This is a genomic window from uncultured Muriicola sp. (assembly GCF_947258935.1).
Classification (GTDB): Bacteria; Bacteroidota; Bacteroidia; order Flavobacteriales; family Flavobacteriaceae; genus Muriicola.
The window spans coordinates 1-19,075 of record NZ_CAMYKH010000013.1; the positions used below are offsets into that span (position 1 = coordinate 1).

General features: G+C 40.8%; 14 protein-coding genes and 1 tRNA gene. 10 read left to right on the top strand and 5 right to left on the bottom strand.

The window, feature by feature from the left end; translation table 11 throughout:
* Positions 1-341 precede the first annotated feature (341 nt).
* A tRNA-Phe gene (locus Q0X72_RS03720) sits at positions 342-414 on the bottom strand.
* Between the two features lie 248 nt (positions 415-662).
* On the opposite strand from Q0X72_RS03720, the gene Q0X72_RS03725 reads away from it, so the two are divergent.
* The 7 genes from Q0X72_RS03725 (at position 663) to Q0X72_RS03755 (ending at position 8,380) form a co-directional block, all read left to right on the top strand.
* Positions 663-1,391 carry a type III pantothenate kinase gene (locus Q0X72_RS03725; protein WP_297762145.1) on the top strand — a complete coding sequence of 243 codons (729 nt, stop codon included), beginning with the start codon at positions 663-665 and terminating at the stop codon, positions 1,389-1,391.
* The gene (locus Q0X72_RS03730) at positions 1,392-2,657 is read left to right on the top strand and encodes an outer membrane protein transport protein (RefSeq protein WP_297762147.1); all 1,266 of its coding nucleotides are present in this window, start codon (positions 1,392-1,394) and stop codon (positions 2,655-2,657) included.
* 39 nt (positions 2,658-2,696) lie between these two features.
* Positions 2,697-4,067 (top strand): hypothetical protein, encoded by a 1,371-nt coding sequence (locus Q0X72_RS03735; protein WP_297762149.1) that lies wholly within the window; start codon positions 2,697-2,699, stop codon positions 4,065-4,067.
* 2 nt (positions 4,068-4,069) lie between these two features.
* Complete coding sequence (gene lptC / locus Q0X72_RS03740; RefSeq protein WP_297762151.1) at positions 4,070-4,675, top strand: LPS export ABC transporter periplasmic protein LptC; 606 nt, start codon at positions 4,070-4,072, stop codon at positions 4,673-4,675.
* The gene (locus Q0X72_RS03745; RefSeq protein WP_297762153.1) at positions 4,672-4,875 is read left to right on the top strand and encodes a hypothetical protein; all 204 of its coding nucleotides are present in this window, start codon (positions 4,672-4,674) and stop codon (positions 4,873-4,875) included. Before lptC ends, Q0X72_RS03745 begins: the two co-directional genes overlap by 4 nt.
* Positions 4,876-4,877: 2 nt before the next feature.
* Positions 4,878-6,167, top strand: a complete 1,290-nt coding sequence (locus Q0X72_RS03750) for a hemolysin family protein (RefSeq protein ID WP_297762155.1) — start codon at positions 4,878-4,880, stop codon at positions 6,165-6,167.
* A 92-nt stretch (positions 6,168-6,259) separates the two neighbouring features.
* Positions 6,260-8,380, top strand: coding sequence for a peptidylprolyl isomerase (locus tag Q0X72_RS03755; protein ID WP_297762157.1), 2,121 nt, complete (start codon positions 6,260-6,262; stop codon positions 8,378-8,380).
* Between the two features lie 49 nt (positions 8,381-8,429).
* On the opposite strand, the gene Q0X72_RS03760 is transcribed toward Q0X72_RS03755, so the two are convergent.
* Both Q0X72_RS03760 and Q0X72_RS03765 read right to left on the bottom strand, forming a co-directional pair.
* Entirely contained in the window at positions 8,430-9,344 is a 915-nt protein-coding gene (locus Q0X72_RS03760) for a GYDIA family GHMP kinase (protein WP_297762158.1), read from the bottom strand.
* The gene (locus tag Q0X72_RS03765; RefSeq protein ID WP_297762160.1) at positions 9,345-10,667 is read right to left on the bottom strand and encodes a hydroxymethylglutaryl-CoA reductase, degradative; all 1,323 of its coding nucleotides are present in this window, start codon (positions 10,665-10,667) and stop codon (positions 9,345-9,347) included.
* A 199-nt stretch (positions 10,668-10,866) separates the two neighbouring features.
* Here Q0X72_RS03765 and Q0X72_RS03770 point away from each other — a divergent pair, with 199 nt between their 5' ends.
* The 3 genes from Q0X72_RS03770 to Q0X72_RS03780 all read left to right on the top strand — a co-directional run bounded on the left by Q0X72_RS03770 (position 10,867) and on the right by Q0X72_RS03780 (position 16,404).
* Positions 10,867-13,029 (top strand): S9 family peptidase, encoded by a 2,163-nt coding sequence (locus Q0X72_RS03770; RefSeq protein WP_297762162.1) that lies wholly within the window; start codon positions 10,867-10,869, stop codon positions 13,027-13,029.
* Positions 13,030-13,046: 17 nt separating this feature from the next.
* Positions 13,047-14,576 carry a peptide MFS transporter gene (locus tag Q0X72_RS03775; protein WP_297762164.1) on the top strand — a complete coding sequence of 510 codons (1,530 nt, stop codon included), beginning with the start codon at positions 13,047-13,049 and terminating at the stop codon, positions 14,574-14,576.
* A gap of 67 nt (positions 14,577-14,643) precedes the next feature.
* The gene (locus tag Q0X72_RS03780) at positions 14,644-16,404 is read left to right on the top strand and encodes a peptide MFS transporter (RefSeq protein WP_297762166.1); all 1,761 of its coding nucleotides are present in this window, start codon (positions 14,644-14,646) and stop codon (positions 16,402-16,404) included.
* A 5-nt stretch (positions 16,405-16,409) separates the two neighbouring features.
* Here Q0X72_RS03780 and Q0X72_RS03785 read toward each other — a convergent pair whose 3' ends face one another.
* Positions 16,410-18,431, bottom strand: a complete 2,022-nt coding sequence (locus Q0X72_RS03785) for a ComEC/Rec2 family competence protein (RefSeq protein ID WP_297762168.1) — start codon at positions 18,429-18,431, stop codon at positions 16,410-16,412.
* Position 18,432: 1 nt separating this feature from the next.
* Positions 18,433-18,993: a C40 family peptidase gene (locus tag Q0X72_RS03790; RefSeq protein WP_297762170.1), complete on the bottom strand. Its 561-nt coding sequence runs from the start codon at positions 18,991-18,993 to the stop codon at positions 18,433-18,435.
* Between the last annotated feature and the right edge of the window lie 82 nt (positions 18,994-19,075).

Sequence of the window (19,075 nt, forward strand, 5' to 3'; positions counted from 1 at the left end):
TGAAAGTAATAAATTGCAGGATTAATTGCGTCCCGTCCCGTTATCGGGATTATCGGGACTTGTTGTTCCTTTGGTTCTACAGATGAAAATGATTTTCATGCCTTAAATTCTTTGGGTGAAGTAAAGCCATCTATTTTAAAACCAGGATTAACTGCGTCCCGTCCCGATAGCTATCGGGATTATCGGGACTTGTTGTTCCTTTGGTTCCTCATTTGAAAATAGCAAAATCGCCTGCCTGCTGCAGCCATTTTTTGTTTTCATATCCCATTGGGAAGCAAGCTTCCCGTGGTCTTCGAAAACAAAAAACCCACTCCGATAGGAGTGGGTTTTGCTGCTTTAAGTGGTACCTCCAGGAATCGAACCAGGGACACACGGATTTTCAGTCCGTTGCTCTACCAACTGAGCTAAGGTACCAGTATTTCAATTTTTCTTTGATCGTAATTCCCAAAACTATTGAGGGACACACGTCCCGATAGCTATCGGGATCAGTCCGTTGCTCTACCTCCCGATAACTATACGGGAGAGCTAAGGTACCATTTACAAGTCTGCACCCGCCGTAGCCTAGTGCGAAGGCGGGGGCAAATATAAATTCAAATTTAGGAACTACCAATAAAAAAGGAAAAAAAGGACGTTCTTTTTTATCAATTTTTAATCTTTGTAACATGAACCTAGTCATTGATGCCGGGAACACTTCCATTAAGATGGCCGTGTTCAGAAAAAAAGAACTTTTGTTCTTGACAAATTCTGATAGCGCTGGCTTTCCAAAAGCAGTGAAGGATGTATTTTCCAAGTTCCCGGAAATTGCACATGCACTAGTGGCATCTGTAGGATCGCTTACCAAAAAGGAGCTAAATGTTCTGGCTATATTTTGCAAAGTGCAATTGCTTACCTCCATAGCTTCTGTACCTTTTAAAAATTTGTATTCCAGTCCCCAAACATTAGGTGTGGACCGGATTGCCCTGGCTACTGCAGCATTTTATAATCATCCTCATACCAATACTCTGGTTATAGACGCCGGCACATGTATTACCTATGATATAATCAATGATCATGGTGAATACCTCGGAGGTGCCATCTCACCTGGTGTATTGATGCGTTACAGAGCGCTTCATCAACACACAGCCAAGTTGCCTTTATTAGATCCCAGTCCTTTTGTAGAACTAATTGGAAATACTACAGTGAAGAGCATGCACAGCGGGGTAATCAATGGAATATGCCAGGAGATAGATGGTGTTATTTCCCAGTACCATAGAAGATATGAACATTTAACAGTTATTTTAACAGGGGGAGACGGTCAATTTTTGTCCAATCGGTTAAAAAATACCATATTTGCCAATTCAAATTTTCTCCTGGAGGGCTTGAATTATTTGCTCGAATACAACAAACGCTAGATGATCAGAAAAATAGGATTTGTTATAATATTCCTTACCGCGTGCAGTTTATACGCCCAAAATGGAACAGTGTCTCCGTATTCATATTTTGGGATAGGAGATCTCCGATCAGGGAGCACCATCGAAAACCAAATGATGGGAGGCCTTAGTCTCTACACAGATAGTATACATCTAACCTTAAAAAACCCGGCGGGCTATGGAAAGTTACGCCTCACTACCTACACAGCAGGGATTAGTCATAAGGAGATCTCATTAAATAGTTTTACCGATCAGGAAAAGTCGTCCGTGACCAATCTCGAATACCTGGCAATAGGGTTTCCTATAGGTCCAAAAATGGCGGCAGGATTTGGGTTAAGACCATTTTCCTCCGTAGGGTACGATGTATTGCAAAACACCGTAGATCCCAGTGGAAATGATGTTACAAATCTATATAGCGGTTCCGGTGGAATCAATCAGGTTTTTCTTTCTCTTGGCTTTGAAGTGGCTAAGAATCTGAACCTGGGAGCAAGCATGAATTTCAATTTTGGGACCTTGGAAAGTGAAAAAATACAAAGAATAGACGGTCTTCAGTTTGGAACCAGAGAGACCCAAGCCTCGAAAATAAATGGATTCGATTTTGTTTATGGACTTACGTATAGCCCTACCATAAATAATAAATATACCCTTTACACTTCGGCCGTAGTGAATACACAGGTAAACATGCTCTCAGAAAACAGTCAAACCTTTGGTTCTTTCTCACAAGCTACTGGAAATACCATAGAGCAAATAGAAGTAAACTTACAGGCACAAGGATTGAAAAACACGGAGTTGAAGATCCCAACCATTGCCACCATTGGCCTGGGATTTGGCGAAGAGAAAAAATGGTTTGTAGGGGCAGAATACAGTTTTCAGCAACTCAGTACTTTTGAGAACCGTTTCTTGCAAATTCAAAACCAGGAATACAGGGATGCAAGTTCTTATGCCATTGGGGCCCATTACATTCCCGACTATACTTCTTTTGAAAGTTATTTTAAAAAAGTAACTTATAGGGCCGGACTTCGGTATGATATGTCTGGAATAGTAGTAAATGACAAAGAGATTGAAAATCTTGGCATAACTTTTGGTTTAGGATTACCGTTGGGTGGAAGTTTCTCCAACCTCAATCTTGGTTTTGAGTGGGGGAAAAGAGGAACAACTGCAGCATCTCTGATAGAGGAAAAATACTTTAGAGTCAACATAGGACTATCATTCAACGACAGATGGTTCCAAAAAAGAAAAATAAATTGATAAAAAATTAGTACATTAACCGCTTTAAAACGTAACACAATGAAAAAGGAACTTTACTTGATGATGATTGCCTTAGTGGGCTTCACAGGCATAAGTTTAGGACAGGGACAAAATCCTGAATGTATGACTAACCTTTCCATTTACGCAGAGCATGCAAAAGTGAAAAACTATGATGCCGCCTATGGCCCATGGAAAATGGTGTACACCAATTGTCCGGATATCAATAAGGCAAACTTTTCCTATGGGGAAAGGATACTCGCTGATAAGATCGATAAAAGTACTGGAGCCGAAAAAGATGCTTTTATAAAAGAACTTATGAAGTTGTATGATGACAGTCATAAGTACTATCCTGCAAGTTTTTCAGTAGGGCAGGTAGCTATTGATAAGGTCTTGTTGATGTACGATAATAAAATGGCATCTGATGAGCAGATCTTCGCTATGTTAGACAAGGCATTTAAGGAAGACAAATCAAATTTTAAAAACCCGAAAGCATTGTACCTTTACTTTTCAAGTCTGGTAGACCTGTATGGCGCCAATAAAAAGGAATTACAGGATGTTTTCGACACCTATGATGATGTAACTGAGAAGATTGAGGAAGAGAACAGCCAATTGACAGACGTGATTACTAAATTACTTCCTAAAGAAGACGCAGGTACCCTTACCTCCAAAGAGAAAAGAAGCTTAAGAGTAGCAACTACCAATTCAGAATCATATGGTAAAATTGCCGGAAGTGTGGATTCCAAATTGGGAGCACTGGCAGATTGTGAAAACTTAATTCCACTTTATGAAAGGAGTTTTGAAGCTAAGAAAGGGGATATCACCTGGGTGAAAAGAGCTGTGGGAAGGATGTTTAGCAAGGACTGTATTGACGACCCTATGTTTAAGAAACTCTTTGAAGCTCAGTTGGCCCTGGATCCATCTGCAGACGCCTATGTGTACGGAGGTACTTTAAAACAAAAAGCAGGAGATAACAGTGGGGCTATTGCCGACTTTAACAAGGCGTTGGCCCTGGAAACAAATTCTAGAAAGAAATCGAATATCGCTTATAAGATCGCAACAAGTTATAGAAGAGGCAGTAAGTCTACCTCCAGAAGTTATGCGCTGAAAGCCATTGACGCGAATTCTTCAAATGGAAACGCATATTTATTGATCGCGAACCTTTATGCAAGTAGTGCCAATGATTGTGGGGATACTCCTTTTGAAAAACGCGCAATGTATTGGAAAGCCGCTGATATGGCACGTAAGGCAGGAAGAGTAGATCCTTCCTTAAGTGGTCGTGCTAGCCAGTCTGCTGCTAGTTACGAAGCCAAAGCGCCTTCTAAAACAGATATATTTAACTCTGGCATGGCTGGGAAAACGCTTAGCTTTAAATGTTGGGTTGGTGGCAGTATTACTGTACCCAGTTTATAAGAATGAAACCCTTGGGTAAAAAAATTCCATTTTCGATTGCCATGGTTATTACCGTGGCAATCTTTTTTTATAGCTGTCAGGATACCTATCAACGTGTAGGAGACGAGAAACAAATTGAGGTCTATCCGCAAGGGGTTGTACAAAATTTTGAGCTCACCTATACGGAGACCACACTAGAACTAGAGAGCGAAGATGAAGGTATTTCCAGGGTTATAGCTATTCTAAAGAGTCCCATTAGTGAAGACTATGATAATATGCTGTTTAAGTACAGAACATTCCCCAAAGGCTTAGAAGTGGTATATTTTGACAAGGATAATAAGAAGAGCACTATACAGGCAGATTATGGGATCATTTATTCCCAAACCAATATGATAGACCTTCGTGGAAATGTGGTGATCGAAACCCATGATGGGAAAAAGTTAGAGACAACTCAACTATATTGGGACAGAAAGGAAGAATGGATCTTTACTCAGGAAAAATTTACTTTTACCAATCCGGAAGACGGCACCGTTATGGATGGGGAGGGAATGGATTTTAACCGCGATTTTAGTTTTTTTAACGCTCATAGAACATATGGGTTAATGACCATCAACGAAGACGAATCATGATCAAGTTATTACGATTTACAGAATACTTATATCTTATAGTTGCTTTAGTTTCCATCTATAAGATTGGAGATCTTTGGGAAACAGACAGGGAGGGGACCTATATCTTTATATTTTTTGCAATAGTTTCCATAGGGATGTTCATTTTTCGCCGAACTTACCGCAGGCGTTTTGAGAAAAGGAAGAAAGAAAACCAATCGTAATTGTGGATACAGCTATCTTAGTTATTGTTTTATCTCTCATTCTTTCGGCATTCTTTTCGGGAATGGAGATCGCGTTTGTATCTGCTAATAAGATCCATATTGAGATTGAGAAGAAACAAGCCGGCTTTTTGGCGAAAGTGCTAGGTAGACTTACCCATAAACCTTCAAAGTTTATTGCCACCATGCTTATTGGGAATAATATAGCACTGGTGATCTATGGTTTCTATATGGGAGACCTGCTAATGAATTGGTTTCAAAGTATGCTGCCTTCGCAATATGGCTTTGTGCAAATTTGGCTCACAGACTTTAGCCTTCTTACCCAAACTATTATCTCAACGATCATTATTCTTATTACGGCTGAGTTTCTGCCAAAGGTCTTTTTTCAGATCTACGCCAATACTTTACTGAAAATATTGGCTATACCGGCTTATTTGTTTTACGCCCTATTCTCATTTGTTTCAGATTTCATAATAAAATTGACTGATATTATTCTTCGCACATTATTCAAAACGGATGGGGATGAGGTACAATTGGCCTTTAGTAAGATGGAATTGGGAGATTATATTACAGAACAGATGGAAGCCCTGGAAGGGGAAGACGATGTGGATTCTGAGATCCAGATCTTTCAGAATGCACTCGAATTTTCGGGAGTGAAAGCAAGAGAAGTGATGGTGCCCCGTACTGAGATAACGGCTGTTGAACTGCACGAAACACCTAAGAGCCTGGCAAAACTTTTTACGGAAACAGGTTTTTCCAAGATCCTTGTTTATAAGGATACTATTGACGATATAATAGGCTATGCACATTCCTACGAACTCTTTAAGAAACCTAAGACCATCAAAAGTATTTTGTTACCAGTAGAATTTGTTCCAGAGACCATGCTTATCCATGAGATCCTTAAAAATCTGACTAAAAAACGGAAGAGTATGGCGGTGGTTCTGGATGAATACGGGGGTACTTCCGGAGTTTTGACGGTTGAAGATATAGTAGAAGAACTTTTTGGTGAGATTGAAGATGAACATGATTCCACCGACCTAATTGAAGAACAACTCAATGATTCTACCTTTAAATTCTCTGCACGCCTGGAGGTAGATTATATTAATGAGACCTATAAACTGGAATTACCAGATACCGAAGAATTTGAAACTTTGGGAGGGCTACTGGTGCACGAAACCGGAGAAATTCCCGAAAAAGGAACGGAAATTAGGATCGGTGATTACCTCTTTACCGTCTTAGAAGTTTCGAATACGAAAATAGATTTAGTGACCCTGGAAGTACCCGAAAATAACTAAGCAGAGATCTACTTACAGATAGCAGGCTTTTCGTTTTTATTATTTAAGGGAAAATGGTAATTTCGCCCACTGATTTTAAACAATCTAGATAAATGGCAATTTTAGAAAATATTCGGAAACGAACTACGGTATTGATACTGATCATTGGTATGGCATTATTTGCCTTTGTGATCTCAGGGATCTTTACCAGCGATGGGTTCTCTGGAGGAAAAGTAGGTTCTTCAGTAGGGGAGATCAATGGACAGGAAATTTCTATTGATGTGTTCCGAAAAAAGATAGAGCGAGCTTCAAGGAATAGTGGTCCAAATGCTTCTTCCATGCAATTGGTGAACAGTATTTGGAATCAAATAGAGCGCAGCACCTTGCTAGATCAACAGATCGCTTCTCTGGGAATAGATATTGAACAAGATCAGATAATTGAAGTGATCAAGAATAGTCCGGGCCTTGCCCAGAATCCGCAATTTGTAGATGAAAATGGGGTATTTGATGAAAGAAAGTTCAGGGATTTCATCCTGGAATTAAAACTCAATGCTCCCTCGCAATACGAGGATTGGCTTCAAGATGAAGAGGCCATCATTGAGAGTGCCAAACAACAGGTGTACTTTAATTTGATCCGTTCCGGAATGGGTGCCACCTTAAAAGAAGGGGAATTTGATTATAAATTGGCAAATAACAAAGTAGATATTAAGTACGTACGGGTACCATTTACCTCAATTCCAGACAGTACCATTGTGGTCAGCAAAAATGAAATTGAGGCATACATAAAGAAAAATCAAAAAAAATACACTCAGGAAAAGTCCAGAGATATTCAGTTCGTATACTTTGAGGAAGCACCTTCAACGGCGGATTTAGAAGCGACCGAAGCGGCAATTACACAGTTGCTTGATGACACTGAGGAATATTTTGAAGATAGAGATACCACTGTGACTATTCCGGGATTCAGAAATACCACAGATGTGGCTGCATTCCTGGACAGGAATTCTGATGCTAAATACGATACAATCTTTAAAACTCAAAACGAACTTCCGGCAAATTTTGCAGACTCACTGATGAACTTGAAAATAGGTGAATTTTTTGGACCATACCGGGATGGGGATGTATTCAAGATATCGCGTATGATGGCCAAGAAACCTAACGGTTCTGTAAAAGCCAGCCATATTCTGATCACGTATGAAGGTGCAGAGCGGGCCAACCCTGAAGTAAAAAGAACCAAAGAAGAGGCCGAGGCAAAGGCTAAAGAAGTTTTAGAGAATGCGCTAAAGCCAGACGCCATTTTTGCACAACTGGCCCGGGATAATTCTGATGGACCTTCAGCTCCGAGAGGAGGAGATCTTGGATATTTCCAGGAAGGGGTCATGACACCAAAGTTTAACGACTTTGCATTTGGGAACCCATTGGGGCATATTGGCCTTGTAGAGACAGAATTTGGATATCATATTGTAAAAGTAGATGACAAACGAGATCAGGTTCAACTTGCCACACTTAGCAGAGATATTGAGCCTTCCGATGAAACTATCAATACATTGTTCACAGATGCCACCAAGTTTGAAATGGCAGCTGTAGATTCTGAAAAAAGTCTAAATGACGTAGCGAAGGAAAACGACTATATAGTTAGACCTGTAAACAAGCTAAAGGCAATGGACGAAAACCTACCCGGCCTTGGAGCCCAGAGAAGGATAGTACAATGGGCCTTTGCAGACGATACCCAGTTAGGTGACATAAAAAGATTTGATATAAATAACGGCTATGCGGTAGTTCAATTAACTGCTACTTATAAAAAGGGTCTGATGGATGTTGAAGATGCCTCAGTAACAGTTCTTCCAATTCTTAGAAAGAAAAAGAAAGCTGAAAGGATCAAGGCTGCCAACACAGGCAAATCCTTGGCAGATATTGCTTCATCTAACAATACAAATATTTCAACAGCTACTGCCCTTACGGTAAAAACACCTACCATTCCCGGAGCAGGAAGAGAACCACTGGTAGTAGGTACAGCTTTTTCAATGAACACAGGAGATACTTCAAAACTCATTACCGGCGAATCTGGGGTGTTTATGTTTGAAGTTACCAATAAGGAAGAAGCACCGGCACTAGACAATTATGTTACCTATGCCAATACCCTGCAAGCGGCCAATGCCTCCAGCGTAGCAAACAGTATTGTAAACGCCTTAAAAGAAAAAGCTGAGATAGAAGATAATCGGTCTATTTTCTACTAGATCTGAAAACTTACACTATAGGCCCTGGTTTTAGAACCGGGGCTTTTTTTTATAGTACTAATTCATCATAAGAAAGAACGGTTGAATATCCATTGGAATTGAAGTATTCCCGAATACGATCTGTGCCCATGGCAAGTATAAAATCGCCACCCCATGCCCCTAAACTTTTTATTAACCCTTTAAAATCGGGAAACAGTTGGTCTTGTATTCTTTGAAGCTTCATGGTTTCAGATAAAAGATCTTCATGGCGCAGCAGCAATTGCTGAAAATTTGCAAAATTGTTACATGCTGCAACAGCACGTGTGATCTCTGAAACCTCATCTAAAAAATGTTGTTGGTTCGCTACTACTTTTTTGTATCGCCTAATTCCCTCCCGGCTATTCTGTTTTTTATTGAGATGCACAAAAAAAAGTTCCTTGGTGAACGGAGGATTAAACTTCAGAAGTTCTACCTGTGGCGTAGTACCCTCTAACTGATATGTAAGTGGTTGCTTGTTTTGTGCACAGGCAATATCGTACCCACTCCCTGAAAAGGTGTTCCACAATAATGTATAGGCATTAACCTCTGCCCATTGCGCTATATTGTTGATAAGTGTTGAGGAGCTGCCCAGTCCCCAATCTCGGGGAAATTCGAGTTCCGAAGTGGCTGAATGTCCCTGAAGTTTATGCAGGAAATCAGGATTTAATGCGATAGCTCCCTGTAGTATATGCAGGAGGGTATCCCGAATGCCAGAGGTTGTGTCTTTAAGCGTATCCGCCTTTAATTCGGAAGCTTCAAATTTAGTTTCAAACCATGGCAGTTGTTTGTGGTCCAGACTTTGCCAAACTAAACCGTCTCCTTGATGTTCACTTATGGTTAGCCCTTGCCCCAGACGGCAAGGAAGGCCCAGAGCCATCGCCCCGTCAAGGACAGCGTATTCACCCGTAAGTAAGAGCTTTCCGTTACTGTGGTAACTGACATTCATTTATGAAGACTTTCTTAATTCTTGTAATGCATCCACCACGGCGCTGTGAGTAGCGCTGTGTTTTTTGAAATGTTCTACCAGCTTTTTCTTTTCCTGATCAGTGGCCTCCATTTGATTTAAAATATTTAAGAGGTGCATTTTCATATGTCCCTGCTGAATTCCTGTAGTTACCAATGATTGAACGGCTCCAAAGTTTTGAGCCAGGCCTGCTACTGCTACCATTCCCATCAGATCTTCAGCCGAAGGTTTCTGCAATATTTCTAAGGACAATTTTGCAAGTGGGTGCAAGCTTGTGAGTCCGCCTACGGTTCCAAGGGCGAGTGGGATCTCTATCCAGAAACGAAATACATCGTTTTCAAGGCTTGCATGGGTTAAACTTTTATAGGTACCATCTTTGGAAGCATAGGCATGTATACCGGCTTCTACGGCCCTAAAATCATTGCCTGTAGCCAGGACAACAGCATCTATCCCATTCATGATCCCCTTATTATGCGTAACCGCTCTAAAGGGCTCAATATTAGCAATAGAAATGGCCCTCATCATTTTTTCAGCAAATTCGTGAGCACCAATTCCTCCTACAGAACCCAAATCTTCTACCGGGCAACTAACCTCAGCTCGTACAAGACATTGGGGAACATAATTAGAAAGGATGCTCATCACAATTTCCAGATGTCGTTCTTCCGCCTGCAAGATGGATGAGGTGCTTGCTTCGCGCTGCAAAGTTTTTGCAAATTGTTCGAGGCAAGAATTTATAAAATTGGCCCCCATGGCATCAAGGGTCTCAAAAGTGCAATGCAATTGGTAGTAATCCTTTAGATCCCTGCTTTTGTCCCTTAGCTCCACCTTTTTAATACCGCCTCCACGAGCTACCATATTCTTGGTAATGGACTGTGTTTCGCTTAAAAAAAGTGGTTGGATATGTTCAACGAAGGCCTTTAGTCGGTTGGGATCCCCCTGATACATAAAATGAACCTGACCTATTTTTTCGGTACCCAGTACTTTGGTGGTAAAGCCACCCCGGGATAACCAATACTTAGCAGCCTTGCTGGCAGCTGCTACCACAGAACTTTCTTCGATGGCCATTGGGATTGCATACAGTTTCCCATTGATCAGAAAGTTTGGGGCGATGCCTAATGGCAAGTAGAAATTAGTGAGGGTATTCTCAATGAATTCATCGTGCAACTGCTGCAGGGCAGTGTCATTATTCCAATAGGTTTTTATAAGGGAACTACTAACCTCCGGATCATGGGTATATTGCTCAGCGATCCATCGTATCTTTTCTTCTTTCGCTAGCTTTGAAAATCCTTCAATAGGTGAGGGCATTGTAATGTCGTATATGCGGTCAAAGATAGTGATATTGACAGTATTTCCTTTTACGCTCCATCTGGAATAGAAATGGGCATGTAAAAAACAAAATAGCAAAGCAAGCAAAGAAGCGGCTGGTCAATTGCATAGTGGAAAGTTATTTTTTTAGGGAAAATATTAGTAAACTTGAGGGTTTGAATCTAAACAAACTCCTGGAATGAAAAAATACCTCTTCTTGCTGCTTTTTCTCTCGGTAACCACTCTTGTTTATACACAACAAAAAAAAATATCGCTTGAAGAAATTTGGCAAGGTGCATTTTCCACCAAAGGAATGGATGCTCTGAGGTCTATGAATGATGGGGAATATTATACCCTCCTTGATACAAATAAGGGTCGTAATACAAGTCGTATAGAAAAATATAAGTACGAGACCCTGGAAAAAGCAGAGACCATAGTCGCCTCATCTCCGGCCAACGGAATTCCATATTTTACTTCATACAGCTTTAATGAGGACGAATCAAAAATTTTATTGGCTACTGAAGTAGAACCTATTTACCGACATTCCATAAGAGCGGTATACTTTGTATATGATATGGCCTCCAAGGCTTCTAAAAAGATCTCTGATGAAAAGATCATGGCACCTTTATTATCACCAGACGGAAATAAAGTAGCCTATGTTTTCGATAACAACCTTTTTATCCTAAATCTATCCTCAGGCAATACGGAACAGATAACTACGGACGGTAAAATGAATACCATTATTAATGGGGTAACAGATTGGGTGTATGAAGAGGAATTTAGTTTTGTAAGAGCCTTTGACTGGAATGCCGATGGTACCATGCTTGCCTTCCTGCGGTTTGATGAACAAGCAGTGCCAGAATTTTCCATGGATGTATATGGGTCCAACTTGTATCCTTCTCAATACCGATTTAAATATCCGAAAGCAGGTGAAGATAATTCTACAGTAACACTACACTTGTACAACATAGGGAATAGATCGACCACGAATATTTCCTTGCCGGAAGCTTACTATATTCCAAGGATCCAATGGAAGCATAATACGCATGAACTTAGTGTTCAGACGCTTAATCGTCTTCAAAACCATCTTAAGATATACACCGTAAACGCAAAGAATGTTTCCGTTTCACTATTGCTTGAGGAACAAGACGAGGCTTATGTGGATATAACAGACAATCTGACCTTTTTAGAAGATGACAGTTTTATCTGGACTAGTGAAAAGGACGGATACAATCATATTTATCTGCATAATTCAAACGGGTCTCAAAAAACTCAACTTACCAAAGGGCCATGGGAAGTGACCGATTATTATGGTTTTGATCACAAAAAGAAAACCATTTTCTATCAAAGTACTGAAAACGGATCTATCAACAGAGATGTGTACAGTATTAGGGTCAACGGAAGGAATAAGAAAAGACTGACTGACAAGGCAGGTACTAACAGTGCGGCTTTTAGCACCAATTTTACTTATTTTATCAATACATTTTCAAGTACCAGTACACCTTTTATGTACACCCTGCATAAGGCATCAAACGGGGAGAAAGTGAAAGATATCCTTAATAATTCAGCATTAACCAATAAATTATCTGGGTATACCACCAGCCCTAAAGAATTCTCTACTATTAACATCAATGGTCACGACCTTAATATGTGGATGGTGAAACCGGCCAACTTTGAAGCTTCCAAAAAGTATCCTCTTTTATTATTCCAATATAGCGGTCCTGGTTCTCAACAAGTGGCCAATAGGTGGTTGGGGAATAATGATTACTGGCATCAGATGCTGGCCCAGGAGGGCATTATAGTGGCTTGTGTAGATGGCCGGGGTACAGGATTAAAAGGAAGAGATTTTAAAAAAATGACCTATAAGGAATTAGGGAAATATGAAGTGGAAGATCAGATCGCTGTGGCTAAAAAACTCAGTGAATATGATTTTATTGATGAGGACAGAACCGGGATCTGGGGATGGAGCTACGGAGGTTTTATGGCCTCTAATTGTATCTTAAAAGGGAATGACACTTTTGAAATGGCTATCGCTGTTGCACCGGTAACGAGCTGGCGCTTTTATGACACGGTGTATACCGAAAGATTTATGCAAACACCTCAGGAAAATGCCAGCGGATACGATGAGAATAGTCCGTTGACCTACCCGCATCTATTAAAAGGAAAGTATTTGCTAGTCCATGGCTCCAGCGATGACAATGTGCATGTGCAGAATAGCATGCGAATGATTGAAGCGCTTGTTCAGGCCAATAAACAGTTCGATTGGGCTATTTATCCGGATAAGAACCATGGAATTTCCGGAGGCAATACGCGGCTTCAACTGTTTACAAAAATGACCAATTTTATTAAAGAGAATCTTTAACAAACCAGAAAAAAATTATGGCAACATCAACAAAACCAGCTCATCAAAAAGAACTTTTTGGACATCCAACCGGTCTTTATATCTTGTTTATGACCGAAATGTGGGAACGTTTTTCCTACTATGGGATGAGGGGCATCCTTGTACTTTACCTTACCGCAAAGACCAGAGGAGATAATCCCGGCTTAGGGTGGTTAGATGGCGAGGCCTTGTCTCTTTATGGATGGTATACCATGTTGGTGTATGTAGCGTCTATTCCCGGGGGGATCATAGCAGATAAGATCATTGGCCAGAAACGAGCTGTAATGATTGGCGGGTTTTTGCTGGTAGCAGGTCATGGTATCCTGTCCGTGGAACTGATGTGGGCTTTTTACACTGGTCTGGGATTGATCATTGCAGGTGTGGGGATGCTAAAACCAAATATTTCTACGCTGGTAGGAGGCTTGTATGAGCAGGGTGATGAACGCAGAGATAAAGGGTTTTCTATTTTCTATATAGGGATCAATACGGGTGCAGCACTGGCTGCCTTGGTTGTAGCCTGGGTGGCCGATCAGTGGGGTTGGCATGCGGGTTTTGGTCTTGCGGCTATAGGGATGGTATTGGGACAGGTCATTTATCTTTCCGGCCAAAAATATCTTATAAATGTTGGGAATAAACCTAAGGAGATAGAGGCAAGCAGCGATGATGTCTCTATTAAAGAGATCTTTATTCAACAATTTAGTACCACCAGACCACTAACCATAACCGTCTTGTTGGCAGTTTTATCGGGTATTGCAGCCTGGTATTTTATCGGGGACCAAAAGATCGCGTATATTGTTTTCTTCATTTTTCTAGCAGTAGTTATAGGTATGATGTTCACCATTTACGAAGACCTTAGGTCCCAAGTGGAAAAGGACCGGTATTTGGTACTATTACTTTCGTTCATAATAGTGATAGTATTCTGGGGTGCTTTTGAACAAGCAGGCGGACTCATGAATTTATACGCGGAGAACAGAACGGATCGTTTCTTATTTGGTTATGAGATCCCTGCTGCGGCTTTTCAATTCTTCAATCCTTTTTATATTATTGTGTTTGCAGTACCTGTTGCCAACTTCTGGTTATGGTGGAAACACAGAGGGAAGGAAGCCTCTTCTCTGTTTAAAATGGCAAATGGGGTGATCATTATGGGATTAGGCTTTGTGTTTATGGTCTTTGCTTCCATGCAATACGAAACACTAGGTAAATCTGCTTTATACTGGTTGGCACTGGCGTATCTTTTCCACACAATAGGGGAATTATGTGCCTCTCCCGTAGCTCTCTCCTTTATCACTAAGTTAGCCCCTGTGCGTTATGGTGCGCTAATGATGGGTGTCTATTTTGCTGCAACCGGCCTGGGAAATAAAGTAGCCGGATTAATTGGGGAATCTGCATCAGAAGCAGGAGAACTGAATATTTTTGCAGGGATCACAATCTTTTGTGTCATCTTTGGATTATTGGTGATCACTATTCTCAAACCTTTGAAAAGACTTACCCATAAGGCAGAGGAACAAGAACGAGACATGAGTCACTAGTACACAATCCTAACTTTTTATTTTAAAAAAGGATGCTAATTAATTTCGTATAACCAAACCGTGATCTATGAATACCGATATTGAAAATCTATTCAAAGACAGAGTACTCGGTCATCCGGCCGGACTATTTGTGCTTTTCTTTACCGAAATGTGGGAACGCTTTTCCTTTTACGGGATGCGTGTTCTATTGGTATTGTTCCTTACAGCACCTTTAATTGGAGATAACCCGGGTTGGGAATGGCCCAGAGAACATGCCCTGGCGCTCATTGGCACCTACGCCTCTCTTTTGTACTTAACGCCTATCCTTGGCGGGTATATTGCGGATAAACTAATTGGGTATAAGAAAGCGATCATCATAGGATGTGCTGTGATGACCCTGGGTCATGCCTGTATGACAATTGAAACCGTATGGTCTCTCTATGTAGGCCTGGCACTTCTGGTCATAGGAACCGGATTTTTTAAGCCAAATATTACTTCTGTGATCTCAGAGATGTACCGAGGCAAAGAATCTAAAAAGGATGGTGCCTATACAATTTTTTATATGGGGGTAAATGCGGGAGCCTTTTTTGGAATGATGCTATGCGGATACCTGGCTGAAAATTACGGATGGTCATGGGGATTTGGCTTGGCTGGGATTTTTATGTTCCTTGGTATGATTCAATTTTGGCTGGCAGGTAATCTCTTTGGAAAAATAGGAGATAAACCTTTAAAGGCATCAGAAGTAAATGACAATGTTGACGCTGCTGAGTTTGAAGTAGAAGAGAAGCTTAACCCTTTTACCAGGCTCGATTATATTCTAATTATACTATCCTCCATTGGAGGTCTATTATACCTTTTCAATGACCCGCTTTCGAAGATCGAGAATATTAATTTCCTCAACTTTAGTGTAGGAGAGTTAGACGGATCTACCGTCACAGTGCTGATTGCATTGTTACTATTTTTGATCCTTATCATTAGCCGTACCCTCAGGTATACAAAGTTGGTGCGAAACAGGATCTTTGCGGTTTCCATTTTCGGGATATTTACCGTGATCTTCTTTGCCACCTTTGAACAGAACCTGGGCACTATGACCATCTTTGCCAGAGATTATACAGACAGAACACTTACTGGTTCTGCATCCCTGATATTCAAGATCGTTGATGCGCTGCTCACAACGGTGCCAATGATGATCATTACCTGGGTATTGTATCTGCTCTTTAAAAAGACCTATTCCAGGATCCCTTTTTCGAACATTGCCCTGGCAATTGCTTTTCTTGGTATTTGGGGACTTTTGATATTTCGTCTCTATGAAAAATTTGCGCAGGAAGGGAACGAGGTAGAGGCGAGTTGGTTCGCCATTTTAAATTCTTTCTTTATCATTACCCTGGCACCTTTGTTTTCTCGTTGGTGGGAGAGCAAATACAATCCCAGTGCAGCTCACAAATACGGCATTGGGCTTATTCTCCAGGGTCTGGGTTTTGCCGTGCTGGTTTTCGGCACACTGAATATTGCACCAGGTGCGGCAACCGCCTCGGTAAGTATGATCTATTTGATCTTCGCTTATCTTCTGATAACTATGGGCGAACTTTGTGTTTCTCCTGTAGGGCTTTCCTATCTCAGTAAATTGGTTCCTCCCAGAATGATCGGATTTATGTTTGGGATCTGGTACCTTGCCATTGCCATAGGACAGAAAATGGCAGGAACCCTTGGTGGAATGATAGATGAGATCACGGCTGAATATTCTTTAAGTAGCTTTTTCCTGATCTTTACGATACTTTGTGTAATGCTCGGTCTAATATCTATAGTACTTAACAGGCCCCTAAAACGCATGATGCACGGAATTAGGTAAGTCCTTTATTCGGCTTTCAAAAGATAGGCTCCTTTTTCACTCGTGGAATAAAATGGAAGTCCAATTTTATGGCAACTCTTTTTCCAGCGGGCAACATCAGCGGGATAATTACTGCCATCTGCGATCACCATTTCCGGTTGTGTACTGGCAACTAATCTTTCCAAATGGATTCGGGGAGATTGTGTCATAATAAGAACTAAAGGCCTGATAGTATTTGGAGGAAAAATTGCGCTACTATCTATTACTATCCATTGTTGATCATCAAAACTAAATGCATTTGGGATGGTACTATATTGAATGGTATCAAGAAACTCTTTGATGGCATAGTTGCTTACCAAAGATTTCAGACGCGTGCTATCCTGAGGCATTACCTGAAGTGTTCTTCCTTTTTGATAAAGGAGTCCGGTATTCGCCATTTGCTGAACAATAATAAGGCTTTCTTTTTGCATGCTACTATAGGCCCGATAGAATGTCCATAGCTGAATGCTGAGAACACAGATGGCCATGTTCAGCACCCATCTAGATCTTCGTTGCAGTATCCCAATAATAACAAAATAAAGCAATAGATAGCCAAGTATCAGGGTTACAGGGTCCATAGATAATTCATCGAATATAAAATGTTCCTGTTCACCAATCCATTGTACTACCTCATTCATGGTTTTGAGTAGCAGATTGTAAAAAACAGCAATAATATTTGGTAACATGTTAATGGCAGAGAGGATGATAACAACAATTCCCAATCCAAGCAAGATCCCAAGAAAGGGAACGATCAGAATATTGGAGAGAAAAAAGAGTCCTGGAAATTGATGGAAATAGAATATCGATATAGGAAGTACACCGGCCTGAGCAGCAATGCTTACCGAAAATAGTTGCCAACCTTTTTTTAATAACAAGTGCCTGGGATTCCATAATTTCATTAAAACAGGATAGATCCATACGATTGCGAACACAGCTGCATAGCTCATCTGAAACCCAACTTGAAACAGGAACATGGGGTGAATAAGCAAGATAGTAAAGACAGACAAGGCCAGAATATTTACAATACTGGTGGGCCGATTTAAAAACAGGGCGTAGGCCACAAATGAGAACATGGTTACTGCTCGGACAACAGAGGGGGAGAGACCAGTGAAGAACGCATAACTCCACAGTGCAAATACAACCAAGCCCATTATTATAGTTGAACCATGACGTATTGCTTTTAAAGGCTTTAAGAGCGCCTGAAGTAGCAGCAATAAGATACCAATATGGAGTCCGGATACAGCCAGTATGTGTGCGGCACCGGCATTTTGGTAATCTTTGTAAATGCTTGCATCCAGTTTGTTCCTTTGTCCTAATAGGATGGCTTGCAGAACACCTAGTTCTTTCTTTTCTAAGGAAGTTCTTTCTAAGGCCTGGAGAATAAATGATTGAAACCAGGCGGCTTTCCCCCTTAAGGAATTTGTGCCTTTAGATCGTTTCAGAATATTATCAGCCTTTAGTTGTATCTGATCATAAACACCCTGGGTTTCCATATAATTATCATAGGCAAATTGATGTGGATTGGCGGGAGGGGGGATAGGACGAATTGGCCCCCAATAATGAAGTATATCATCTACTTTATACGTTAAAAGTTGAGAATCTTTTTTAGTACTTGCTAACAGAATACCACGAGAATCTATGCCATTCACAGAGCGCACATCAAACAAGTATTGTTCAGAAAAAGTATTCGATTTTAGGACCCTGCGCAGTTGTAACTCCCAAATACTGTCTTCAGAGAATGCGACTTTTGAATAATGATCTGGCCATAATTTCGGCTGGGCTAAAGAAACAGCTAAGATGCCCAGGTTATTGGTAGCCAGCAAGATGCTTATACCAAAATAAATCCCCTTTCTATAGGGCTCAAATATGTAGAGAAGTAAAACAAGAAGTAAGGAAAAGCTCAAGATCAGGAAAGCGGAGTCAATTGAAATATTGAGAAAGCGACCTATAAGAATGCCTAAAATTAAGGCACTACTGAGTTTTATCGAAATAAAATCATAGGGTTTCATCTCATAAGATCCGCGTGGCTTTTACAAAAGCATAATTCCAGTACCCTTCCCGAAGTGAAGAAACAATAACCCCCCTAGAAGTGGTGGCATGAATAAATTTGATCTCCTCACCTTCAATTGCTACCACAAGGCCTACATGGTTTATTCTTTTCCTGCGTTTAGATGTTGTAAAGAATAAAAGATCTCCCTTGGTTACTTCCTCAAGATCTATACGTTTGCCTTCATGGGCCATATAGAAAGATATACGGGGGAGATAGATGTCGTGTTCCATAAAGGAAATATATAGCAATCCGGAACAGTCTATCCCTTTGCGCGTCGTACCACCATATTTATAACGAACTCCGGAATAACTCAGCGCAGTATCAATTATATCTTCAGATTTTTCAAGTGTGGTGGTCTCTTCAATGGGTTCCTCAACACTCACTTCTTCTTCATTATAATTTGGGTTATCTACTACCTCTACCGTGATTTTACGTTGGCTAGCGTAGGCGGTCTTTTTCTTTACTGCACCGCAAGAAACGATGCTGAGACAAAGGGCAACCATAAGAATTTTGTTCATCATAGGTCATGAAGATAGGAGCGTCCTTCCATCAAAATTAAGGATTATTTCTGAAGTCGCTTTGCACTCTGTAGGTAAGTAATAG